At 42.1% G+C, this 23,518-nt stretch carries 19 protein-coding genes and 2 pseudogenes; 8 read left to right on the plus strand and 13 right to left on the minus strand.

The annotated features are described in order from the left end of the window. Positions 1-12 precede the first annotated feature (12 nt). Positions 13-1,446, plus strand: coding sequence for an ATP-grasp enzyme (locus V7K98_RS08730; RefSeq protein WP_442940405.1), 1,434 nt, complete (start codon positions 13-15; stop codon positions 1,444-1,446). Between the two features lie 91 nt (positions 1,447-1,537). Next, positions 1,538-2,866, plus strand: coding sequence for an ATP-grasp domain-containing protein (locus V7K98_RS08735; RefSeq protein WP_335020780.1), 1,329 nt, complete (start codon positions 1,538-1,540; stop codon positions 2,864-2,866). Between the two features lie 104 nt (positions 2,867-2,970). Here V7K98_RS08735 and V7K98_RS08740 read toward each other — a convergent pair whose 3' ends face one another. From V7K98_RS08740 to V7K98_RS08750, 3 genes are all read right to left on the minus strand, one after another. Continuing rightward, positions 2,971-3,198, minus strand: a complete 228-nt coding sequence (locus V7K98_RS08740) for a hypothetical protein (protein WP_335020782.1) — start codon at positions 3,196-3,198, stop codon at positions 2,971-2,973. Positions 3,199-3,360: 162 nt separating this feature from the next. Beyond that, on the minus strand, positions 3,361-4,371 hold the full coding sequence (locus tag V7K98_RS08745) for a hypothetical protein (protein ID WP_335020783.1): 1,011 nt from the start codon (positions 4,369-4,371) through the stop codon (positions 3,361-3,363). A 90-nt stretch (positions 4,372-4,461) separates the two neighbouring features. Next, a complete protein-coding gene (locus V7K98_RS08750) occupies positions 4,462-5,382 on the minus strand; it encodes an ATP adenylyltransferase family protein (protein WP_335020785.1) in 921 nt (306 codons plus the stop codon). Between the two features lie 304 nt (positions 5,383-5,686). On the opposite strand from V7K98_RS08750, the gene V7K98_RS08755 reads away from it, so the two are divergent. Beyond that, on the plus strand, positions 5,687-6,952 hold the full coding sequence (locus tag V7K98_RS08755) for an HhoA/HhoB/HtrA family serine endopeptidase (protein WP_335020787.1): 1,266 nt from the start codon (positions 5,687-5,689) through the stop codon (positions 6,950-6,952). Between the two features lie 290 nt (positions 6,953-7,242). Beyond that, on the plus strand, positions 7,243-7,482 hold the full coding sequence (locus V7K98_RS08760; protein ID WP_335020789.1) for a hypothetical protein: 240 nt from the start codon (positions 7,243-7,245) through the stop codon (positions 7,480-7,482). A gap of 258 nt (positions 7,483-7,740) precedes the next feature. Here the strand turns inward: V7K98_RS08760 and aroF are convergent, their stop codons facing one another. The 3 genes from aroF to rpsO form a co-directional block, all read right to left on the minus strand. Then, entirely contained in the window at positions 7,741-8,799 is a 1,059-nt protein-coding gene (gene aroF / locus V7K98_RS08765) for a 3-deoxy-7-phosphoheptulonate synthase (RefSeq protein ID WP_335020791.1), read from the minus strand. A gap of 279 nt (positions 8,800-9,078) precedes the next feature. Next, positions 9,079-9,549: a PAM68 family protein gene (locus V7K98_RS08770; RefSeq protein WP_335020793.1), complete on the minus strand. Its 471-nt coding sequence runs from the start codon at positions 9,547-9,549 to the stop codon at positions 9,079-9,081. Positions 9,550-9,561: 12 nt separating this feature from the next. After that, entirely contained in the window at positions 9,562-9,831 is a 270-nt protein-coding gene (gene rpsO / locus V7K98_RS08775; RefSeq protein ID WP_334892134.1) for a 30S ribosomal protein S15, read from the minus strand. 483 nt (positions 9,832-10,314) lie between these two features. Between rpsO and V7K98_RS08780 the strand changes: the two genes are divergently transcribed. Then, positions 10,315-13,911, plus strand: coding sequence for an AAA-like domain-containing protein (locus V7K98_RS08780; RefSeq protein ID WP_335020795.1), 3,597 nt, complete (start codon positions 10,315-10,317; stop codon positions 13,909-13,911). Positions 13,912-13,962: 51 nt separating this feature from the next. Here the strand turns inward: V7K98_RS08780 and V7K98_RS08785 are convergent, their stop codons facing one another. From V7K98_RS08785 to V7K98_RS08800, 4 genes and pseudogenes are all read right to left on the minus strand, one after another. Further along, positions 13,963-14,424 carry an NADAR family protein gene (locus V7K98_RS08785; RefSeq protein ID WP_335020797.1) on the minus strand — a complete coding sequence of 154 codons (462 nt, stop codon included), beginning with the start codon at positions 14,422-14,424 and terminating at the stop codon, positions 13,963-13,965. 25 nt (positions 14,425-14,449) lie between these two features. Beyond that, on the minus strand, positions 14,450-16,804 hold the full coding sequence (locus V7K98_RS08790) for a ComEC/Rec2 family competence protein (protein ID WP_335020799.1): 2,355 nt from the start codon (positions 16,802-16,804) through the stop codon (positions 14,450-14,452). A gap of 192 nt (positions 16,805-16,996) precedes the next feature. Next, positions 16,997-17,134: pseudogene (locus V7K98_RS08795) on the minus strand (dihydroxyacetone kinase subunit DhaK); the annotation flags it as partial. A gap of 480 nt (positions 17,135-17,614) precedes the next feature. Continuing rightward, on the minus strand, positions 17,615-18,490 hold the full coding sequence (locus V7K98_RS08800; protein WP_335020801.1) for an MBL fold metallo-hydrolase: 876 nt from the start codon (positions 18,488-18,490) through the stop codon (positions 17,615-17,617). 189 nt (positions 18,491-18,679) lie between these two features. Between V7K98_RS08800 and V7K98_RS08805 the strand changes: the two genes are divergently transcribed. After that, positions 18,680-20,116: a serine/threonine-protein kinase gene (locus V7K98_RS08805; RefSeq protein ID WP_335020803.1), complete on the plus strand. Its 1,437-nt coding sequence runs from the start codon at positions 18,680-18,682 to the stop codon at positions 20,114-20,116. Between the two features lie 32 nt (positions 20,117-20,148). Then, positions 20,149-20,343: a type II toxin-antitoxin system HicB family antitoxin gene (locus V7K98_RS08810; protein WP_335020805.1), complete on the plus strand. Its 195-nt coding sequence runs from the start codon at positions 20,149-20,151 to the stop codon at positions 20,341-20,343. Here V7K98_RS08810 and V7K98_RS08815 read toward each other — a convergent pair. Continuing rightward, positions 20,327-20,566: pseudogene (locus tag V7K98_RS08815) on the minus strand (type II toxin-antitoxin system HicB family antitoxin); the annotation flags it as partial. The gene V7K98_RS08810 and the pseudogene V7K98_RS08815 sit on opposite strands and share 17 nt — an antisense overlap. Before the next feature lie 266 nt (positions 20,567-20,832). Further along, positions 20,833-21,786, minus strand: a complete 954-nt coding sequence (locus tag V7K98_RS08820) for a heme o synthase (protein ID WP_335020807.1) — start codon at positions 21,784-21,786, stop codon at positions 20,833-20,835. A gap of 173 nt (positions 21,787-21,959) precedes the next feature. On the opposite strand from V7K98_RS08820, the gene V7K98_RS08825 reads away from it, so the two are divergent. Continuing rightward, on the plus strand, positions 21,960-22,103 hold the full coding sequence (locus V7K98_RS08825; RefSeq protein ID WP_335020809.1) for a histidine kinase: 144 nt from the start codon (positions 21,960-21,962) through the stop codon (positions 22,101-22,103). Here the strand turns inward: V7K98_RS08825 and V7K98_RS08830 are convergent. Continuing rightward, positions 22,090-23,004: a COX15/CtaA family protein gene (locus V7K98_RS08830; protein ID WP_335020811.1), complete on the minus strand. Its 915-nt coding sequence runs from the start codon at positions 23,002-23,004 to the stop codon at positions 22,090-22,092. The genes V7K98_RS08825 and V7K98_RS08830 overlap by 14 nt on opposite strands. Positions 23,005-23,518: the final 514 nt, after the last annotated feature.

Below are 23,518 nucleotides of genomic sequence, written 5' to 3' on the forward strand. Positions count from 1 at the left end.
GATGAACAGAAGATGAAACAATCCTCAGTGGTTGATAGGTTCCAGTATGATGTCATAATTACAACCATGAAAAACCAGATTTTTGCAGTGTTCCAAAACTTGGGCACTCTTGGATTATTGGCGATCGTATTTCCCTTCAACTTCATCGTCGTACTCATATTGCTGCCGTGGAATTTTTTCAAGCGATCGTTAAGCAAGCAAGTGGTTTTGAACGAGAATCCCAAAAATATCTTGATCGGTGGTGGTAGAATGACCAAAACCCTTCAGCTAGCGCGATCGTTTCACGCTGCTGGGCATCGAGTCATTTTATTTGATCTTGACAAATACTGGTTCAGTGGTTATCGATTTTCTAACGCTGTGGCTGGCTTTTATACAGTTCCTGACTCGCAAGAAGATTTAGAAGGCTATACTCAAGCCGTGCGTGCGATCGCTAAAAAAGAAAACATAGACTTTTTTGTTCCGGTAGGCATTTTCGCTGGCAGCTACTTTGACTCCGAGGGCAAACCAGTGTTATCAAGCTGTTGCGAGAATTTCCACTTCGATGCTGATACAATGAAGCTACTTGATAACAAGTTTACCTTTGCAGAAATTGCCCGATCGCTCTCGCTATCTGTCCCGAAAACCTTCCTAATTACAGATTCAGAGCAAGTACTTAAATTCGATTTTGCCAACGAAAAGCGCAAATATATTCTCAAAACTATTGTCTATGACTCTGTTTTACGCTTGGATCTGACGAAGCTACCAATGGAGTCTCACGAAAAAATGGCGCTTCATGTTAAAAGTAAGCCAATTAGTAAAGATAACCCTTGGATATTACAAGAGTTTATTCCCGGAACAGAATACTGTACTCACAGTACAGTGAGAAATGGTGAATTAACAGTACACTGCTGCTGCAAATCATCTGCTTTTCAAGTCAATTACGAAAACGTCGATCGCCCAAAAATTAAAGAGTGGGTGAGTCATTTTGTCAAAGAATTACAACTAACTGGACAAATCTCTTTTGACTTCATTCAGGCGGAAGATGGGACGGTTTATGCGATCGAGTGCAACGCTCGGACTCACTCTGCAATTACAATGTATTACAACCATCCAGGTTTAGCAGATGCCTATCTCAGTAAAGAGCCTCCGATTGAAACTCTGCAACCCCTGAGTGATAGTAAGCCTACTTATTGGCTTTATCATGAACTTTGGAGACTTAATGAAATTAGATCGTTAAAGCAATTGCAGAAGTGGGTTAAAAATATTTGGCAAGGGAAAGATGCAATCTTTGAAGTTAACGATCCACTACCGTTTTTAATGGTACATCACTGGCATATTCCTTTACTATTACTCGATAGTTTGCGCTCCTTAAAAACCTGGGTGAGGATTGATTTTTGCATCGGGAAACTCATCCAGTTTGGAGAAGATGTAAAATATAAAACCTTTACCTCTGCAATCCCTAAATGATATAGCAATCCGATTTGATTTATGAAATTATTTGCGTAGGTAGGGAGTAGGAAAAGCGAATGATTCCACTATTATGTCAACAATTATAATTATGAGAAAGCATATTTTTGTAGTATTCCAAAACTTGGGTACTCTTGTATTACTGGCGATCGCATTTCCCTTAAACTGCGTCGTCGTCTTAACTTCCTTACTGTGGAACTTTCTTAAGCAACCATTCAGTAAGCCAATTATTGTTAACCCGAATTCCAAAAATATCTTGATCGCTGGTGCGAGAATGACTAAAACCCTTCAGCTAGCGCGTTCATTTCATGCTGCTGGGCATCGGGTTATTATAATTGATATTGAAAAATTCTGGTCAAGTGGTAACAAATATTCCAACTCTGTTGCAGGTTTTTATACCGTTCCCGATCCAAGCAAAGACTTAGAAGGCTACGTTGAAACCCTACACGCGATCGCTAAAACAGAAAAGATCGACTTTTTTATCCCAGTAGCGATTTTTTCCGTCATCCACTACGATCGCGGTAAGCCACCATTACCAGACTTTTGTGAATTTTTCCACTTCGATGCTGATGTCACAAAGAGCCTGGACGACAAGTTTGCCTTTGCCGAAACAGCGCGATCGTTCGGTTTATCTGTCCCCAAATCCTTCAAAATTACCGATCCCGAACAAGTCCTCAACTTCGACTTTTCTCAAGAGAAGCGTAAATACATTCTTAAAAGCATCCCCTACGATCAAATACGTCGCTTGAATCTCACTAAGCTACCTTGCGATACACACGCAGAAACAGCAGCATTTGTCAATAGTCTGCCCATCAGTGAGGAGAATCCCTGGATTATGCAGGAATTCATTCCTGGAAAGGAATACTGCACTCACACTACCGCGCGAGATGGAGAGTCACGAATGTATTGCTGCTGTGAGTCATCTGCCTTTCAAGTCAACTACGAAAATGTTGATCAGCTAGAAATTATGCAATGGGCGAGTCATTTTACCAAAGAACTAGGAAAAACCGGGCAACTTTCCTTTGACTTCATCCAGGCAGAAGACGGAACTGTTTACGCGATTGAGTGTAACCCCCGGACTCACTCCGCCATTACTATGTTTTACAATCATCCAGGAGTAGCGGATGCCTATCTTGGTAAAGATTCTCTGGCTGAATCTTTGCAACCTCTTGGTGATAGTAAGCCAACCTATTGGTTGTACCATGAAGTTTGGCGGCTGAATGAGATTAGAAATTTTAAGCAACTGCAAACCTGGGTAAGAAACATCAGGCGGGGGAAAGAAGCAATGTTTGAGGTGAGCGATCCCTTACCCTTTCTGATGGTACATCACTGGCAGATTCCCTTACTCATTCTCGACAATTTACGAAGACTCAAAGGTTGGATAAGAATAGATTTTAATATGGGCGAGCTTATAGAGTAATACTAATCCGCCATCACAGGTTAATACCCCCGCTACCATTAGCGAGTGTGCGTAGCGTCACTTTTCAAGACGACATCGCACCAATGCTTTGAGCGGTCTAACAACTAAGTTGAGCGGCAGTTAATATCCTTTACGTCACTACCAAAATCTGTTGTCTGCCTGCTCCAACGACTTGTTAGACCGCTTTTTCGTGACAAATTCACGACTTCTCTGCCGCTTTCTGCTTCCTTTTTGCGTAAATCTGCAAAGATCGCATCCAAATCATAATTGAACGATTTGGCATACCCTTCACGAATTCGGTGGATCTCTTCGACAATCTCATCTGTCCACATGGCTTAATCTCCCATTAGTTCGTTGGGTGTGCAATTGAGGGCTAACGGTTCTGGTTAGCGGTTGCCGATATCTTTGCAGCCCACCCAAGCGGCTTCGGTCAATCCACTGTACCAGACTTGTTAGCTGGCGGGATTAGTGTTCCAGATGCTGAAACAGAAGAATTAGGAAGAACCTTTTTCCTTTTTCTTTGCATCTTCATTCTTTTCTAACTCGGTCAGTTGTGTTTGCAAACCGTCAATTTTTTGAGTTATTTCGTGTAACTCTCTTTCAATTTTTTCTTTATCACTATCAAACCGTGTAATAAACTCTTGGTAAGACATCAAACTGTTTTTCGCAATTTGATATTGCTCAATAAGTTCACGAATTTGTTGAATCTTCTGATCTTCCATCTCAACTTGGCTCAACCTCTCATCACATTCTCTCCAGGTTTGCTGTTGACGTTTCAGAAATCTTGTAACATCATCATATTCTCGCCATGCACGAATAAACTGAATACCATTTGCAGCAGTGCCAAGAATATCTCGAATACTTCCTTCTTCTTCTTGAGGACAACATATTATTCTTATATCTTCATGGCTGAAGATAAAGCCGCTTTCATTCGTTGCTCTCCATTCGCGTTCCCACATATATCCTTGCCGAGGTTCATCCTCTAATAGAGGAAATAAAAGACGATAAGTACTCTCAAGCAAATCGGTTAAGCGATCGTTCAGATTTCCATCTTCACTTATTTGGTTCTCCTGAATATGGTTATATAAATAGATAATCTGCTTGGTTAGATCGCTTCCTGCATATATAGCAGGTCTGACCTCTCTACTGACTAGGTTTGTCTTATCAAATCCAAGACCAAATCTTTGATCAGTCTTCCATCGTGGAAAGCTGCGATAACGAAAAAAATCAAGTGCAAAAGTTGGTGACTCCGTAAAGCAAACAACTTTCGCAGTGTAAGTACTCGCCGAATGTTCGGGAACAGCAGCTCGAAGGAAACCCTGTCCTTTGCCTAACTCTTCGGATGCATTTTCGCCTTTAAGTATATGAAGAATTTGATTTTTACCTGTCATGTGTACCAAGAATGGAGACATATCAGGTTTTTCAACTGGTGTAAGCTGAAATGTTGGTGTACCAATCTCATAACTCTTCCAAAACACGCCCGAATTTGGTGGTGGTAAAGGCATCTTTTTACACCTATAGATTTGATACGGTAGCCAGCTAACTATTTATTATACGAAAACTTTCCGTATAATCTTTTTCTAAATCCTAATACATCAAGCATTACAGCTACCTTCTTTCTGGATATACGCAACATTTGTGAGGATGGTCATCGGCCCTTGGGCTTTGAGAATCTCCATTTCTGCTGCGTTTCGCACCAGCAAAGCACCAGCGAATCCTAATGAATTCACAGAGATAGATTGGAAATGCTCCTGCCTTCGCGGTACGATTAACATCCATTCTCGTGTCGCTAGCATATTGTAAGCACCCAATTGCCTTGCATCCAAACCTACAGCCCCTAGCAAACTGTGATAAACTTCTAGGGTTGCTTGGGCTGCTGTAAATGGCGATCGCATCCAATCAGGATTTAGTGGCGCGATCGCGTGTACAAAAGGAAGCTTTGTTAAAGTTGCGTTCGAGTCTTGAAATTGTGTTGCTGTAAGTAGAGGTTCAATCGGTATCTGTAACCCTGAAGATGCAAGTGGTAGTGGTACTAATTGCAAGTGTTTGTGTCGCTGGCTAGCACCTGCATTTTTGCCACTGTTGTAAAATGCTAAACCATCGAAATCAGCCAAACACGCCCACATAGCTGCAAAATCTTCCAGAGTTAGCAAACTTTCCTGTTCCTCGAAGGCACGGGTAACGATTAGCAGGTGATAATCGACAACATTGTATTTATTGAAGATACATACATGAGTATCGGAGATATCCGCCACAAATAAATCTTCTTCATAAGGCAAAAAAGGGTTAAACTCTTCACCAGAAATAACAGATTGTTTTTCTTGTTTCTCCTTAGCTGCTTTTTTGCGATTCAGGTTAGACAAAATCCGCACCAAAAAGCGCACGCCATCCTGTTCAACAAATTCAAATTCTGTCGGTATAGACAGTAGCGCCCCACATTGCAAAGCATATTCAGTTCGTTCTTTAACACTTGTCCATAAAGTGCTAGGTTTCAATAAGATTTTCCCCTGTGGCATTTTTATTCCTTCAGGCATGGTATGGGAACACGCAGTCAAGTTAACGTTATATTGGCGAATATAGCGTTTCCTAATCACATCAGCTACGTCACAGCCCCCTCTCCTCGCGTGCGGGGAGGGGGTTGGGGGTGAGGTTCTTCTCTAAGTTTACACGCATGACAACTGTGTGCCTCTACGAATGAGTATATTCCAATAACGTTTAGTTAAATACCAAACCTTTCACAAAAACGCAATACCCCCGCAACAAAACTGTCACAAATCATATCTACATTAGTAATACATCTAAATATCTTTCCAGACAGCAATGCAAAACCAACCTCGTGATGGAGAACACCCATCAAATAGCATTTTATCCAACACTGCTGACACCAAATATCATAATCAAGCACCCTGGAAAAAGGCTGCCGCCTCTCTATCGCTAGTGCTGCTGGGATCAGGTATGACATTAGCAGGTGGTTACATGGCTGGACATTCTCAGCAAGTGTCTGAAAGTGCATCGAATTTGGCAGTAAGTCGAGTAAGTGCCGCCCCTCCATTAGCAGCTGGCACAGATCCTAATTTTGTCACCCAGGTGGTGCAAAAGGTTGGCCCGGCTGTAGTACGAATTGATTCTTCCCGAACCGTAAAAGCCCAGATACCAAATGAATTTAACGATCCATTTTTTCAACGCTTCTTTGGCTCTCAAATACCACAACAACAGAATCGGGTAGAACGGGGTACTGGTTCAGGTTTTATTATTAGTGCTGATGGTCGTATTCTCACCAACGCTCACGTAGTTGATGGTGCTGATACGGTGACAGTTACACTTAAAGATGGACGTAGTTTTAAAGGAAAGGTTTTAGGAAAAGACGAGTTGACTGATGTTGCTGTTATTAAAATTCAGGCAGATAATCTACCGTTAGTAGCCATAGGTAACTCAGATAAACTGCAAGCAGGAGAATGGGCGATCGCGATCGGCAACCCCCTTGGATTAGATAATACAGTAACTACCGGAATCATCAGTGCTACCGGACGCAGTAGCAGTCTAATTGGCGCTGCCGATAAGCGAGTAGAGTATATTCAAACTGATGCAGCCATTAATCCCGGTAACTCCGGCGGGCCATTGCTAAATTATCGTGGCGAAGTGATTGCCATGAATACAGCCATTATTCAAGGGGCACAAGGATTAGGTTTTGCTATTCCCATCAACACAGCACAACGCATTTCTAGTCAAATAATAGCTACAGGCAAAGTAGAACATCCTTACCTGGGAATTCAAATGATAGGGTTAACGCCTCAGCTAAAACAAAATATCAACTCAGATCCCAATAGCGGTTTGAGTGTGAATGAAGATAAAGGTGTCTTAGTTCTGAAAGTTATGCCAAATTCGCCCGCAGCTAAAGCCGGGATACGTGCTGGTGATGTTATCCAAAAACTCGGTGGGCAATCAGTCACAGATCCAAGCAGTGTCCAAAAAGTAGTAGAAAATAGCCAAGTCGGGGGTGATTTGCGCTTAGAATTACGTCGCAATGGACAAAATCTTAACGTAGGCGTACAACCTGCTGCTTTCCCCACCCAACCAGTACAATAAAAGTCTTTCTATTGAGTCAAAGTGAATTTTTTGGGATGGGTATTTTGCCCGTCCCTTTTTTTAGGTGGCAAAGATAAGCTGGGCATTGCCAAAAACATCAGAAGTTTTCTTCAAAAACAGGGTTATTTTTATGTTTTTGATCCATGACATTAGTCACGGTACGGTTAATTACCTTTTTCACTAGTGGATCGATCTTTTCAGCCATATCATTTATTTGTGAAAGAGATTAATGTTTTTTTTGTGAAATATTAATCCGTTTGATGTCTACTTTATAGAAGGAAAGTTTGCGAATGAGTATTAAAAGAATGCTTGCTAGTGCAGCACTGATTTTACCAATTGCTTTTACCTTTGTTCCTTCCCAGGCTGATGCTCAGATCAGACGACCAGTTCCAGTTAGAATCATTAGAAAACCATCGCCAGTTAGGGTTTACACCCCTGTTCAAGCGAGAAGAATATTGGTTCCTGGACGTTGGGTGCAAACAAATCGTGGTCGCCGATGGATACCTGCTCGCTATGTATATAGAAGATAAAAGACCTAAGCTGTCGTGCATTTAATTTGCATAGCTAGGGCGGGCAAGATGCCCACCCCACAAGAGATTTATTTTTTGGAGGATGCAAATTAAAATATTTTGAGCTTACAAATGCAAAAAATCTTGCCTATCAATATTGATTGCATAGTTCTTTTTTCATAGATTTGGTTAGTGTTTAAAAATCCCCTCGAAAATATTTCTCAAGGGGATTTATTTCATATTGATTAATAAATAGCTAGCAAGAAGTTAAGCTTAATTTTAAGCTAGAGCTACTGCTGGTTGCGGCCAGCGTCCTACTGCCTTACCAATTATTGCTAATTCTTGCATCAATTTATCAAAACGCTCTGGTGTCACAGATTGAGGCCCGTCAGATAAAGCTTTGGCTGGGTTGGGGTGAACTTCTATCATTAGAGAATCTGTACCAGCTGCGATCGCAGCCATTGCCATTGATGGCACAAACTCAGACCAGCCTACGCCGTGGCTGGGATCAATCATAATTGGCAGGTGAGTCAGCTTTCGCAACACTGGCACTACCGATAAATCCAGCGTATTTCGCGTATACTGACGGTCAAAGGTGCGTATTCCTCTTTCACACAAAATCACATTGGGATTACCAGATGCCAAAATATACTCGGCTGCCATCAACCAATCTTCAATAGTAGCTGCCATTCCCCGCTTTAAGAGAACTGGTTTCGGCTGCGCCCCGACTTTTTTGAGCAAGGAGAAATTCTGCATATTTCTTGCCCCAACCTGAATCACGTCAGCAACTGCGACAATCTTATCTAGGTCGGCTGCATCCATCACTTCTGTGATAATACCTAGTCCACTAACTTCTCGCGCGATCGCTAATAAATCCAAAGCACTCTCGCCGTGTCCTTGAAAAGCGTAAGGTGAAGTCCTTGGTTTGTATGCCCCGCCACGTAAAAACTTAGCTCCAGCCGTTTTAACGCGCTGTGCTGTCTCCACAATCATTTCTTCATTTTCTACGGAACAGGGGCCAGCAACTACTACCAAAGGCTGGTGTTCACCAAATATCACATCTCCATTGGGAGTATTAACTACTACTTCCGACGCTTCACCGTGACGGTATTGGCGGCTGGCTCGTTTGTATGGCTGCTCTACCCGTAATACCTGCTCAATCCAAGGACTAAGTTCCTGAATTTGTAGTGGATCTAAGCTAGCAGTTTCACCAACAAGACCAATAACTACTTTGTGTTGACCAACAATTTTTTCTGGAGTTAGCCCCCAGCTAGTTAGTTCCTCATCAATGCGGTTTATTTCCGCCTCTGGGGAACCACTTTTCATTACTATAATCATGTAAAATTTCCTGATTAATTGAGTAATTTTTTTTAAATTGGCTAACCTTATTGTTACCTATTGCCTTAATTACGAGTACTTAAAAATAAAATTTATTTACAAAATAAATAGACAAAATTATAGCGCTCAGTCAGTAGTTTTACTACTGGGTAGCTGGATGTAGGTATAAAAAGATTATATGATTTTAATTAGCAATGTTGAAGTTATAAAGTTTTAACTTCAACATTCACTTCTTAATTTACCCAATACCGCAGTTACCAAATACCTGAGCGCCATTAATTATGAGTTTTTTTGCCGAGTTTCGCGCCAAACTTCCACCATTCGTCCCCAATTGGTGTTTAACTCACTCAAACCGAGCAAACTTCCGACTCTTTCTTCATCCCAAGAGGCAGAAAGAACGCCATAAGTTATCCCTAAGACCCCTAAACCAAATAATCCCATGTTCACCAATAACACGGCGATGGGAGGTAGTTGGATGTCGGAGTAGATAGCAAGCAAATAGCTTACAACCAGGGCGCTAATACCTAAAGCTGTTGGTACGCCACAGAACACAGCTACCCGCCGGATCATCCTCTGGCTGACTACTTGGGGAATAGCCATCTCTTGTTTGGTGTAAGTCTGTTTTTTATCAGCCTGTTTGCCAGATTCTTGTGGCTGTGCTGCTGGTTTACTTTGAGTTTTTGCGGGTTTTTGGCGCTTTTTGTTTGGTTCAAAGGGCAGACGACTGCGTTCAGATTCTTCAGCAGACATAAGCTTTAGTCCCTATCCACGAATACCGAGACGAGCGATCAAAGCTTGATATTTTTCGCGGCTTTCTTGCGATATGTAAGCTAGAAGGCGCTTACGCTGACCAATTAGCTTCAACAGTCCCCGGCGAGAAGAATGGTCTTTTTTATTTGCCTGGAGATGTTCGCTGAGGCGGTTAATGCGCTCAGTTAACATGGCAACTTGGACATCGGACGATCCCGTGTCGGTTTCGTGAACTTGGTAGCTGGAAATTATTTCTTGTTTCCGCAGTTGCGTCAGGGCCATGATTGATTCAATTCTAGTTTTTCTAAATGTATGTAGCAGTCTCCCATAATATCACAGCCCTTAAGCTGGATGTCGAATCATCTTTGCTGCTACACCTTGCAATCTAAAATACTGAGTAGAAAATAGCGATCGCATCTTAACCGCTTTGCGAACTCCACCGCCCTAATTTTGCCAAACAACTATAGTTTCGCAGAATTCTACAATTCTAGGACTAGCCCTTTCAAGGTGGATGGAAATTTTAGTCCATAAATTCTTTTTTAACCTCTTCTGTCTGTGTCGCGCCAGTTGCTACAAGTCGGGGAAGCGCAAGGGCGCACTGGCAACTCTATTGCCTCTGCGGTTAAATAAATTACTTTTAAACCGCAGAGGCACAGAGAACGCTGAGAAAAAGAAGAGATATTACGAGTCACCTTGAAAGGACTAGTCCTAAATTCAATTACTATTCGTTGTGTTAATCTCTTTGTTTGATAATCTTACTTCAATATGAGATACCAGGTAGGGGGTAGTCTTCGCAGTGACGATCCCACGTATGTTATTCGTCACGCAGATGAAAAACTTTATACAAGCCTGAAGGCTGGCGATTTTTGTTACGTCTTCAATTCTCGACAGATGGGCAAGTCATCGCTATTACAGCGCACAAGTTATCGTCTCAGAGAGGAAGGCTATAGCTGTGTTTACTTAGATGTGACTACATTGGGTAGCGAAGATACTACACCAGAGCAATGGTACAAAGGCGTTATTATCAGCTTATTTTATGCCTTAAATCTGGTGGAAACAGTCAAATTTAAGCAATGGTGGGAGATGCAAGCGGGTCTTTCTTCGGTGCAAAAACTACACCAGTTTATAGAAGAAGTGTTGCTGCCAAACACCAAAGCCGAACGTATTTTCATCTTCGTTGATGAGATTGATAGCTTGTTAAGTTTAAGTTTTCCTGCCAGTGACTTTTTTGCTTGGATTCGTCATTGTTATAACCAGCAGGCACACGATCCGAATTTTCAACGGTTAGGATTTACACTATTTGGGGTAGCCAGTCCATCTGACCTAATTTCTGACAAACGTCGCACACCTTTTAATATTGGTACAGCAATAGATTTACATGGCTTTCAACTCCATGAAGCCACGCCATTGTTAAAGGGATTAGAGGAAGTTATCACCCAACCGGAAGCAATACTTAAAGAGATTCTTTACTGGAGTGGGGGACAACCATTTCTTACCCAAAAACTCTGTCAGTTAATTGTCCACAGAGCTTTAGAGACATCTAATAGAAAAATTGATTTACCACCAGGAACAGAAGCATCTTGGATAGAACAATTTGTGCGATCGCAGATTATTCAACATTGGGAAGCCAAGGACGATCCCGAACACCTCCGCACAATTCGCGATCGCCTACTTTTTAACGAACACCGAGCCGGAAGATTACTAGGGCTTTACCAACGAGTGTTGCAGGTAGAGACTAAGGCACAGATAAAAGATACACTTGATGCTTCATCTTTTGATCTTCTTGTCCCAACCGATGATAGTCAAGAACAGACAGAACTGTTGTTATCTGGTTTAGTTGAGAAACACAACGGCTATCTCAAAATTAAAAATCTTATCTATCAGAATGTTTTTAATGCAGAATGGGTGAGCAAGTACTTAGACAATCTTCGCCCCTACTCCCAAACATTTAATTCTTGGGTAGCTTCTTCCTTTCAAGATGAATCACGTCTTTTGCGAGGACAGGCTCTAAAAGACACTCAAAACTGGGCACAGAGCAAAAGTTTGAGCGATTTGGATTATCAATTTTTAACTGCAAGTCTTGAATGCGAACAGCGCGAAGTGCAAACCGCATTAGAGGCAGCCCGCGCCAAAGAAGTAGAAGCACGACTAGCCCAAGAGAAAAAAACTGCTAAACTGCAAAGATTTTTGCTAATTGCAGTGTGTATTGGGTTGCTCGTTTCTTCCTCTCTGGGAATAGGAAGTTTTATTTTGTACCGTAAAGCTCTTAAAAGCGCAAGTCAAGCCAGAAGCAGCGAAATTCGAGCGCTTGTATCCTCTTCTGAAGGATTATTTACCTCAAATCGGAGATTGGATGCACTCATCGAAGCAATTAAAGCCAAACATCGGTTGAAAAAATTAGGTAAACCAAACACAAATATTCAGCGTCAGGTAGACAACGTATTACGGCAAGCAGTTTATGGAGCAGACGAGTACAATCGTTTTTCGGGTCATACAGCAGCTGTTTTAGCAGTAGATGTCAGTCCAGACAGTTCTCTGATTGCCTCAGCAAGTATAGATAAAACGATCAAGCTTTGGCGACGTGATGGTACAAAAGTTGCAACTCTCAAAGGTCATCAGGCAGCAGTTAGGGCAATCGATTTTAGCTCTGACGGTCAGATACTCGCCTCGGCTAGCGAAGATGGCACTATTAAAATCTGGAAGCGAAACGGCACTTTGCTAAACACTTTCAAAGGTCATACTGCTTCAGTCTGGGGAGTAGCCTTTAGTCCCGATGGTCAGTTTCTTGCCTCTGCCAGTTTCGACAGAACTGTGAAACTCTGGAAGCGAGACGGAACCTTACTGAAAACGTTTCAAGATTACACAGTAGGATTTTGGGGAATCACCTTTAGTCCTGATGGTCAAATAGTTGCGGCGGCAAGTCTCGACAAGACAGTAAAACTCTGGAAACGTGATGGTTCGGGTTGGCAAAACGCCAAGCCTTTACAACCTCTCCAAGGTCATACAGGTTGGGTTGTAGGAGTAGCTTTCAGCCCTGACGGTCAGACCATTGCTTCAGCGAGTGAAGATGCAACTGTCAAACTTTGGCAGCGAAACAGCACAGGCGAAAGCTACCACCTTGATAAAACTCTTAAAGGTCATAGCGCTGGGATTTCGGGAGTTGCTTTTAGTCCCGATGGTCAGACTATTGCTTCTGCTAGTCTCGACAAAACAATTAAACTCTGGAACATTGATGGTACAGAATTGAGAACACTCAAAGGACACACTGCATCCGTTTGGGGAGTGACTTTTAGTCCAGACGGGAGCTTTATTGCTTCAGCAGGTGCAGAAAACGTTGTTAGACTCTGGCAAAGTCAAAACCCATTCCAGAAGCCGATAGTTGCCCATAAAGCTGGGATTTGGTCAGTAGCTATTACCTCTGACAGTTCAGCGATCGCTACAGCTAGCCACGAAAACACTGCTAAAATTTGGAGTCGCCAAGGTAAATTGCTCAAAACTTTTACTGAATCTGGGGGCGCAATCTTTGAGGTTTCATTCAGTGAAGACGGCAAATTAATTGCGCTTCGCACTTACGATGATAAGGTAAAACTCAAGAAGCGAGACGGCACTTTAGTCGCTACTTACAAAGATCCTCTCGGTAAACTCTTAGCAGCAGTGTTGAGTCCCGATGGACAAGCGATCGCAATGGCAAATGTTGATAAAATTGCTCAAATATGGAAGCGCGATCGCTCTACACCCCAAATTCTCAAAGGACATCAGGCGGAAGTATGGCACGTCCTATTTAGTCCAGACGGTCGGCTTGTTGGTTCAGCCAGTGGCGATAGTACTGCTAAATTGTGGACGCTTGATGGTAAGTTATTCAAAACCCTTGTAGGTCATTCCGCGACAGTATGGAGAATAGCCTTCAGCCCTAACAGTAAAATGGTAGCTACTGGAAGCGGCGACAATACTGTTAAGTTATGGACAGTTGAAGGCAAGTTGCTGAAAACTTTTAAAGGTCATACAGCTGCAATTTGGGGAGTAGCGTTTAGTCCCGATGGAAAAATTGTTGCTTCTGGAAGTGTGGATGCTACCGTCAAACTTTGGAAGTTAGATGGTACAGAAATCACAACTCTTACAGGACATACCGCAGCAATTAGGGAAATTGCCATCAGTCGGGATGGGACAATGCTTGTCTCAGGGGGTGATGATAACACGCTGATTCTATGGAATTTGCCGCGAATTCTCAACTTAAATCCACCAGCTTATGCTTGCGCCTTAGTGCAAGATTATTTGAAAACTAACACAGCAGTAGAAGAGAGCGATGGCTTTGCCAACGCCAAGGGCGAACGCACTATTTGCGATCCTTTGAATTTAAACTAAAACTCCAAAGACTCCACTTTTTTCATCCTCGAAATTACTTTTCTTGTCTTTTTATTCTGATGCTGAGGATGTACTGTATGTATGGTGCAGGATCTCTCGTACCTCCATTAAAATTTTTCCTAGCATGTTCTTACCACTACCATCAGATCCGCAACCCCAGTAAAAATCGATGGGCGAGTTTTCAACAATTTCTGCTTTGCCTGTGGAAAGCAAGATATCCCTAATATCTGTATGAGTTTGGAATTTACATAACACAGCTTGCCGCATTATGTCGTCTTTAACTTGTTCCCAATCTTGACGAAGTGGGCGGGTTCTTTCACGCCCCATTTTTGCTGCATCTTTAGGGGTTTTAACTAGACGGATTTTTTCTAGATGAGGTGTACCCACAAACTTTTGTGCTTGAAAGTAATGTTCGCTAGTTGACCAATATAATCCATCTAATTCAAAGCCGTGGGGCGAAAAGTTGGATAAACAGCCATATTCTTCACGAGTACTATAAAAGTAGATTGTCATATAAATTGATCCCGCTTTGAATTTTTTATAAAACAGATGATTTATTTTCTGCTGCTTCAATAAACGCCTCAAACTGACGATCAGGAGTCCATTGAATCGCCCCATCCCGTCCAGTAAAAAATAGTTTTGTTTTGCTTTGATTCAATTCAGATAAAACCTTTGGATCAAAGTTAGCAGAAGAAGCGATCGCTACTTCTGGTTGCAGAGCAATAACCAAATCCTTTAATGACTGAGGGGCACACCACAGCACTTGTGGACGAGACAAACTCCCATTTTTAACTAATTGTTGTACCTCTTTAGACTTGACATTACCAACTAATAACCAATTTTGATCTAAAATTTGCAATTGTAAAATAGGTAATTGATCGTTGATTAACTGTGCCACTATTGAACCAGCTTTTACAGCTTGACCAACTACCATTGGTTGATAAGAACCCTGATATTTTTGTAATTCTTGTTGAATTGCCTGAGCCGCAATAGAATTTTCTGGATTAGGGGAATATTCATAAAAATTCTTTATTGGTAAACGTTGCATTAATTCCAGCCAAGCATTACTGTCATTGCCTTGAAAATCAGTTGCGATCGCCCAATTGATTTGATTTACACCCTGCTGTTGTAAAAACGGTAAAATTGTGAAACGTCCAGTCCCTTCATCCCCACTATTAATTAGAGTTACAGTCCCTCTATCTTGAATAACTACAATTGGTTCCGTACCAGATTCTAATACCGTTATCCTAAATAATGTATTTGTAGAATGCCAAAGGGGGATGAATACTAAACCGATCGCCATCACATTAGCAACCCACCACCGACGTTGCCACCAAGGAACTAGCCAAACCAGTATAATCAGTGCGTAAATCACTAAAAGCTGCCAACTCGATATACTCCCGACAGCAACAGAATTTCCTGGCAACTTGCTAAAAAATTCCACTAATTTAATTAGCCAGTCTGTCGGGTAATGTAACACCGCAGCCAAGAAACTCCCTGCGGGAGTCCAAATTAAACCCGCTAAGGCACTAATGATTCCACCGATGCTAATAATCGAAATTAATGGGGTACTAACCACATTCAGCAACAGACTATAAGATGGTACAACTCCAAACACAAAAAGTTGTACAGGTAAAGTCCAAAGAGTCGCAGCGAGGGGAACAGCAATCAAAGAAGCGATCGCAGGTGGTAGCCATGCTAGACGGTTGACTAGCGCAGGTACTGTTACAATTAATCCCAGTGTTGCTAAAAAACTCAATTGAAAGCCTAAATCCCAAATCCATAGAGGATTAAATACTAATAATAGAGTTGCTGCTAATAGTAACGATCCAAACTGTTTTACCTTCCTTTTTAATAGCAGCCCAACTAATGCCGCAAAACCCATAATTACGGCTCTCAGAACCGCAGGTTGAAAACCTGTTAAACTCAGAAAAATAATTAAAGCTAAAAATCCAAGGGTAAATTGTGTTCCCTTCTTTGCCCGCCTCGTTAACTGTAAGATCACACTCAAAATCAAAGAGGTTTGGAACCCGGAAGCTGCCAAAGCATGAGCTAATCCTGCTTGCACAAACAAATCGCGGATATCGTAGGGTAAATCAACAGCTTTGCTACCTAAAACCATTGCACTCACAAGAGGCCCTTCAGGAATACCCAACCACCGAACTTGCGATCGCACAATTCGCTCCCGAATTTGCCACCATCCCCATTTACGATCCTGATCCAAAACATTTATTTGTCGCCCAATCAAACCAGCAAATGCTCCTTCCTGCTTGAGAAACTTCTGAAAATCGAAACCACCAGGATTGGAAGCTGCCTTTGGTTTGTACAAAACTCCAGTCACAGCAATTTGTTGACTAGGGTATAACCCAGTAGCCTGAAGTATAGGCACTGTCACATACAATTTGCCCGTTACCCCTTTTGGCACACCTACTGAACCTTTTTCATTTTTAACTTCATCTATCTGAGTCGCTTCCAGCCAAAATTGTCCTCGCTGACTGCGAGTTAATCGGGGATTACTCGCCACTTCCCCACGAACAATCACAAGTTGTTCTTGATTATTGCTATTTCCAGGTGGGACGAACTGACTAATATCTTTTTCACCTGGTTGCGGCACTCGCCATTGAAAATATAGAGTTGCCAATAATCCCACCAAACCAGCAGCTAGCCATATTCGAGGATGGGAATTAGTTTGCCAAGTGTTAGATACAGCCTTATTTTTGCTTCCAGCATTTTCTGCTTTGTGATCGAGTTGCCGTGGGCTGGTACGTCTTGTAAAAACAATTGCTCCCACTATCGCCAAAACCAAAATCCATACACCACCCCAAGGAACTGCTGTAAACAGCAACCCAAAAATGTAGCCAAGACAAATAATTACACCACTGGTTTGAATCATAAGATTTTTTGTAAAAGCACCTGAGAGTCGGAATTTGCAGCTGGCTTAAAAATAGCTAGGGCAGCAATAACTAAGTGGATCAAATTAAATATAAAATCTTTGCGTCCGGCTTCCCTCTCCTTAGTAAGGTTACAGTGTACATACAAGTCTTTGGTGAGGCAATTTGCGGTTAAGTTCTCAGAGCCACTCAGAAACCTCACCAGGACAAGCGGCATCAAGCATTCCTTTGCCTACGAAGCCAGCGTGCATTGGTTCATGTACTACCACCACCAGAAATAATTGCTACTTTACCCTTTATAGTGCATCGGCTCGATAGACAAAAGCGGGATCGTTGTCTGGGTAAAAGGGTGCTAAAGCCCAGGTTATAGCGATCGCTGGTTTGTATGCAATCAATATATAGCGGTTCTCAGTTGAGTGCAGTACAGATTTAACCCCCAACCCCTTCCCTAAATTTGTTATTGCGGCATACCCATTTGTTATTTCGGCGTGTCCATAACGCACCCTACGAAACTACTAGAAGACTTGAAACCTATACTGTTTATACTTGTGTGTACACCGTAGCCTAAAAAGAGAGAGACTTGGAATTTTCCCCTTTCCCGTGTCCTCTCGTGTATACACAAGTCTGAAGTAGTTGATAAATATCGATTTTACCCCACCCTAACCCTCCCCTTATAAAGGGGAGGGAACTGGATTTTCCGGTTTCCCCCCTTTATAAGGGGGGATTAAGGGGGGTAATTCTACTTGTGTATACATGCGTCGGGAAGGGGGTTAGGTTTTTCCATATCGCGTGGAAAAGTCAGTTATCTAATGTCAATCCAAAGATTCCATTAACTCAATACACTTGTGCATCTGCTGGTGCATGGTTTCCCTATCAGCATGAAATCTTCGTCCATGACCTGGCAGCACCCACTCAAAAGAGTAATTAGCCAAGTTACGCATTGATTTAGTCTGCTCTGACCAAGAATACCAGCAGGCATTGTGGAATCCAGCTAGTTGGTGGAAGCTTTCTGACCAAGCCAGATGATCCCCAGTGAAGAGGAACTGATTTTTATAAAGTAAAACTGTGTGTCCTTTAGTGTGACCGGGAACTGGGATAATTAAGAAATCTGGAGTCAAGGTAAATGGTTCAGAACCAGTTAGCTGTATTTCTACATTGCGAGTATCCGCAGTAATATCATCAATGTGGAGGATGCGATCGCACTGAAAATGCTCGGCAAATTTTTGATGATCTGCTACATCATCTTTATGAGTTAGATACATATAACGAATTGGCCCCAGTTTTTCTAAACCCTTGACTAAAGGCGGCGTAAAGCGGGGAGAATCCACTAAAATGTTACCTTCTGGAAGTTGAATTAAATAGCTAGCAGCACCGTAAGATTTCTCAGAATGATAGCCGCAGTGGTAAATATTTTCAGTTACTAATATCGGAAAACTTTGTTGAACAGCTTTAATATCTTTTGGCTTTTCAACTGTGCCAATAGAACTGGTAGGACAAGCTAAAAGTGCTTGCAGCGCGGCTAATCTTTCCGCCTCATTGGTTGGTTGATGATAAACAGCCGATTGGTCATCAACATCATAAAATACTTCAGGAGCCATCCAGCGACAGGTATCACAATCAATACAGGTAGTATCTACATAAAAATCGCCGTTGACATTTTGGGAGCGACGCTGATTTAAATGAGCCATATTAATCCTTTTGCTTCCAGCCGCTTACTGGGGAGCGATAAATCCTATATCACTAAGCTAGCAAAAGTTGACTTGAGATTGTAGATGCCAGTAGAAGTAAATCTACTCAAAAATAGAGAGTCGTGAAACCAAGTCAGCAGAAAATGGGAAAACTGAACATAGACACTATCTGCTGATATATTCCCAAATATGCTCTACTGTTCTAACTCCAACTGCTCAAATCCCTTTAACTTTGATGACAATAAGTTTTGCATTAAGTGTGGACAAACACTTACAACATTATTCAGAAACCGTTTCCGAGTAATACGACTTTTGGGTGAGGGTGGATTTAGCAGAACTTATGAAGCCAGGGATGTAGATAAGATAGATGAACCTTGCGTAATTAAGCAATTTGTCCCACAAGTTCAAGGAACGAATGCACTTGAGAAAGCAACGGAGTTATTTAAGCAAGAGGCGAAGCGGCTGTATGACTTGGGAGAACACCCGCAAATTCCTCGTCTGATTGCTTACTTTGAACAGGATAAGCGGCTGTATCTGGTGCAAGAGTTGATTCAGGGACAGAATTTATTACAAGAATTGCAACAGCAAGGAGCCTTTAGTGAAGAAAAGATAAAACAGCTTTTGGCTGATTTATTACCTATCCTGAAATTTATCCATGAACGCGGTGTGATTCATCGAGACATCAAGCCAGAAAATATCATGCGCCGTCTGGATGGCAAGTTAATATTAATTGATTTTGGTGTTTCTAAACAAATTACAAAAACTTTTGTAGGTGTTGGCACAACAGTAGGAACGCCTGGATATACGCCATTAGAGCAAATGCATGGTCAAGTTTTCCCTGCAAGTGACCTTTATAGTTTGGGCGTAACTTGTATTCGGCTGTTAACGCAATGTTTACCAAATGCAGATGGTTCTGATGAACTTTATGATGCGCTCATGGGTTGCTGGATATGGAGAAAATACTTACCACAAGGTAGAAGTATTACTCCTGAATGTGGGCAAGTTTTAGATAAGTTAATTCAGGATTATGTGAAGGAACGCTATCAATCTGTTGATGAGGTAATAAAAAATTTTAATCCTATAATTTATCCATCCTCTACATCCAGATATGAAAAATATATAAAAACTAATACATCTACCCAACAAAATTATCGTATGCTCACGCAGGTAGATTACAAAAAACTGGAGAACTTATTAAAAGAACAAAGATGGAGAGATGCGGATGAAGAAACTATGGCTATCTTTCTCAAAGTATATGGTCGAGAAATAGATAAGTGGTTTGACTTAGGATATATTACCAGATTCCACCATCAGCTAATACACACAACAAACAACCTCTGGGTTGGTTACAGCTATGGAAAATTTGGATTCACTGTGCAGAGGTTAATTTGGGATAGCATTGGGGGAAAATCTTCTAATAGCTATCAAATCTGGTGTGATTTTGGTAATAGGGTGGGATGGTGTATGAACAGTTCTTGGAAAAACTATAGTGGTCTTGACTTCACTTTATCAGCACCTAAAGGACATCTACCAAGTGGAATTTTTATGTTATGTCAGGGGTTTGATAATTGGACTTCTAGATTTTCTTGTCTAATTTCGCAACTCGAAAAATGTAATATTAAGTAAAATTTAGTAGTTTACATCCCAGAGGATTAGCTATGAAATGGCGCGTGATTCTTGAACCAGATATAAAAACAGGCGATTGGGCTATATGGTGTCCAGAGTTACCTGGCTGTACTTCAGCAGGAGAAACTGAAGAAGAAGCCTTGGAAAATATCAAAGAAGCAATTCAATTGTATTTCCAGCCGGAATCAATTGAGTTAGCCCCTGGTGCGAGGCAACCTCTTTGGTGAAATTCAGGTCAATACTATCAAGTATCGGTAGAGTATGACCTAAACGCAATCCTAAAATAATCCATCCTTCAAGAGCATTTTGCAAATCCTCCCGGCAAGCCTCTAGTGTCGCAGCGTTTGCCCACACACCTTGACATTCTAGAATTTCGCCATAGAAAGTTCCATCCTCAAGCAACTCATAAGTTGCTTTGTGTATTGCTGTACGAATGTAATTTGTCAACATTTAGATTTTTTACAACCGACTTCATTCAGCTTTTTTAGGACTTATACAAAATATTTTTCAAACTCTCATTTCTCCGTGTCCTCTGCGCCTCTGCGGTTCGTCATTCCGTAACTCGTGCGTAAGTCCTATTTTTAATAAATTTGGTTATAACTGAAATTTCACTTTTAATCGCAAATCCGCCAAACTCTAATTATTATGTATATTTTTTAACTACCAAAAATGCGATCGCGCCCTTTTACCAACGCGATCGCTAAATTTTGCATCCACTAACCAATAAAATGCAGATGATTCATCACCGCACTAATTAGATTATGGGTAACAGGAAGACTATCAACTACCATCCCCAGACACAACAGCATCATGTAGGAGATGGAAAAGAGAAACAACTCTTTAGCTACAGCGCGATCCTCTGGATTTTGCAATAACCGCCAAGATTTGTGGATAAATAATCCTCCCAGAATTAGGGCGATCGCAGCATAAAGAATTCCACTCGCACCCAAAGGACAAAACAACAGCACGGTTGCAACTACGGTCAGCAGTGTATAGTACCAAATCTGCCGTACTGTTGCTACATCACCTTCAATTACAGGTAGCATTGGTATCCCGACCTTTGCGTAATCATCCCGAATCATCAGAGCTAGTGCCCAGAAATGGGGTGGTGTCCACAAAAAGACGATGCCAAAAATTAACCATGCTGACCAGCTTAAAGTCCCTGTGACAGCAGCCCAACCCACTAAAGCCGGAATTGCCCCAGCCGCCCCACCAACAACGATATTCTGGGTGGTGTGGCGTTTTAGCCAGTGGGTATAGACCAGAATATAAAAGACGATGCCAGAGAAAGCTAGCAGTGCGGCTAACAGGTTGGCAAATACTGCTAGGAGTGTAAAGGAAATCGTCGCTAGTGCGATCGCAAAAATTAGAGCATCCCGTGGCTGCACCTTCCCAGAAGGTATGGGACGATGGCGCGTCCGCTCCATGTCATAATCAATATCGCGATCGTAAATACAGTTAATTGTCTGGGCGCTTGCAGCAGCCAAAGTGCCACCAGTGAGAGTTACTAGCAACAGCAATGGGTCTACTTCTCCCTTAGCAGCAATCCACATACTCCCAGCCGTAGTAATCAAAAGCAACGGAATAATCCGAGGCTTTGTTAGCTGGTAATAACTTTGAACTACCTGGAGAAATGTTTCGTGGTGGCGAGAGACATTAGTCTCAATCATTTTGGCTCTGATTCCTTATTTTTCAACAACTTATATACAGCCCCTGATCAAGCTGGCTCTTTCAGACAAACATAAACACAAATTGTCTTCTCCACCTGCGTGGGTCGCAATACTCGCCGTTGCGTCCTTCATCATTGAGTAGGGAGTAGGGAGTAGGGAGTGGGGAGTAGGGAGTGGGGAGTGGGGAGATTAGGGAGATGAGGGAGAAGTATCAATGCCCAATGCCCAATGCCCCATGCCCAATGCCCCATGCCCAATGCCCCATGCCCAATGCCCAATGCCCAATGCCCAATGCCCCATTCCCTACTCAGCACTAACTGAGTCACGCATTGCAAGAACTGTGAAAACCACCAAAGTGCCCAGTAAAGCTGCTCCTATCGCTTGGTGAGAGACGGTGAGAGGCTCGACTTGGAGATGTAATTTGAAAGTGGCGAATCCCAACAAGATTTGTAAGGTCAATAAACCACCAGCTATATTTGCTAGTCGCCGTAAGGCTGGATGTAGCGCTGGTGTACGCCAACAGATAAATACCATTGCCAAGGTTGTCACTGTTGGCGGCACCAAACCAGCAATATGGCTGTACATCACAGTACAAAGTTGAGAATCGCCGAGGCATTGGTGTAGTGCCCAGCGAGAACCTACCAAAGCACCTAACAGACTTTGCAGGTAAACCAGAACAGCAGCAGTTAAAGCTACCCAAGGCAACTTACCAACGGTTCCATTCCCCTGATAGGGTGTGAGTGCCGTGCCGATAATTAGGAGGGTGCTAAAAAATAACAGCGCCGTACCTAAATGGGCGGTAACGATATCAAACCGCAACAGTTCGGTGACGGTAAGTCCTCCTAAGATGCCTTGGAAGACGATTAAAAATAGGGCGAATGTAGATGCCCAAGGTAGCCATTTGGGTAAGAAACGACGATGCCACCAGGATAAGCCGAAGAGTGCGATCGCGCTTACACCAATTAAAGCTGCATCCAATCTGTGAAACCACTCCAAAAACACCTGGAAATTCATTTGCTTGGCTGGCACCAGTTCGCCATAGCATAAGGGCCAGTCTGGGCAAGCAAGTCCAGCATTCATCACGCGGGTGGCACTGCCTATTGCCATCAAAATTAAGGTGGCTATGCATATTTTCCACACCAAGCGCCGAATCATTTCCTTGGGCTTTTGCTGCTCAATTGCCGCTTCATTTTGTTGTTGTAGGACAAATTCGCTCATGAATGATACCTTCTGCCCGCTCTTGGTGGCTCTCTTAAAATTTTCAATTTTCTTTTAGCGTCCCATCTTCACCCTAGCGTATAGGCTAAAGGTTTATAGATTAGCACTCACTTATACTTTGAATCACTCCAGAAAGGTTTTGCCTGAAGCTTTAGGTATTTTTCAAGATGTGAGAAATTGATTAGTCACAATTAATTTAAACATTCTAAATTTTTCCTTAAATTTTTCCACTGATTCATATCTATTTTTAGCAGCATCTCTTAGTCACTTTGTACCCAAAATTAGTAAGATAGTTAAAAAACTTATTAAAATCAATGATAAAACAGTTTGCCTACAGCACGCTCCTCGCGTTCCGAGAGGAATTTCAACCCCGACTAAAACTAGTCCTACGTCTAATGCTTAGGGTCTTCAACCCTTTCATTAACCAAAAAATCCTTCATGCCGTGAAATCCTTAAATCCCTTAAATCAGTGATAAAAATTTCAGACCTTTCGACTCTATACCTTCCAGCCTAG

It is taken from the genome of Nostoc sp. (assembly GCF_036917435.1).
Lineage (GTDB): Bacteria > Cyanobacteriota > Cyanobacteriia > Cyanobacteriales > Nostocaceae > Nostoc.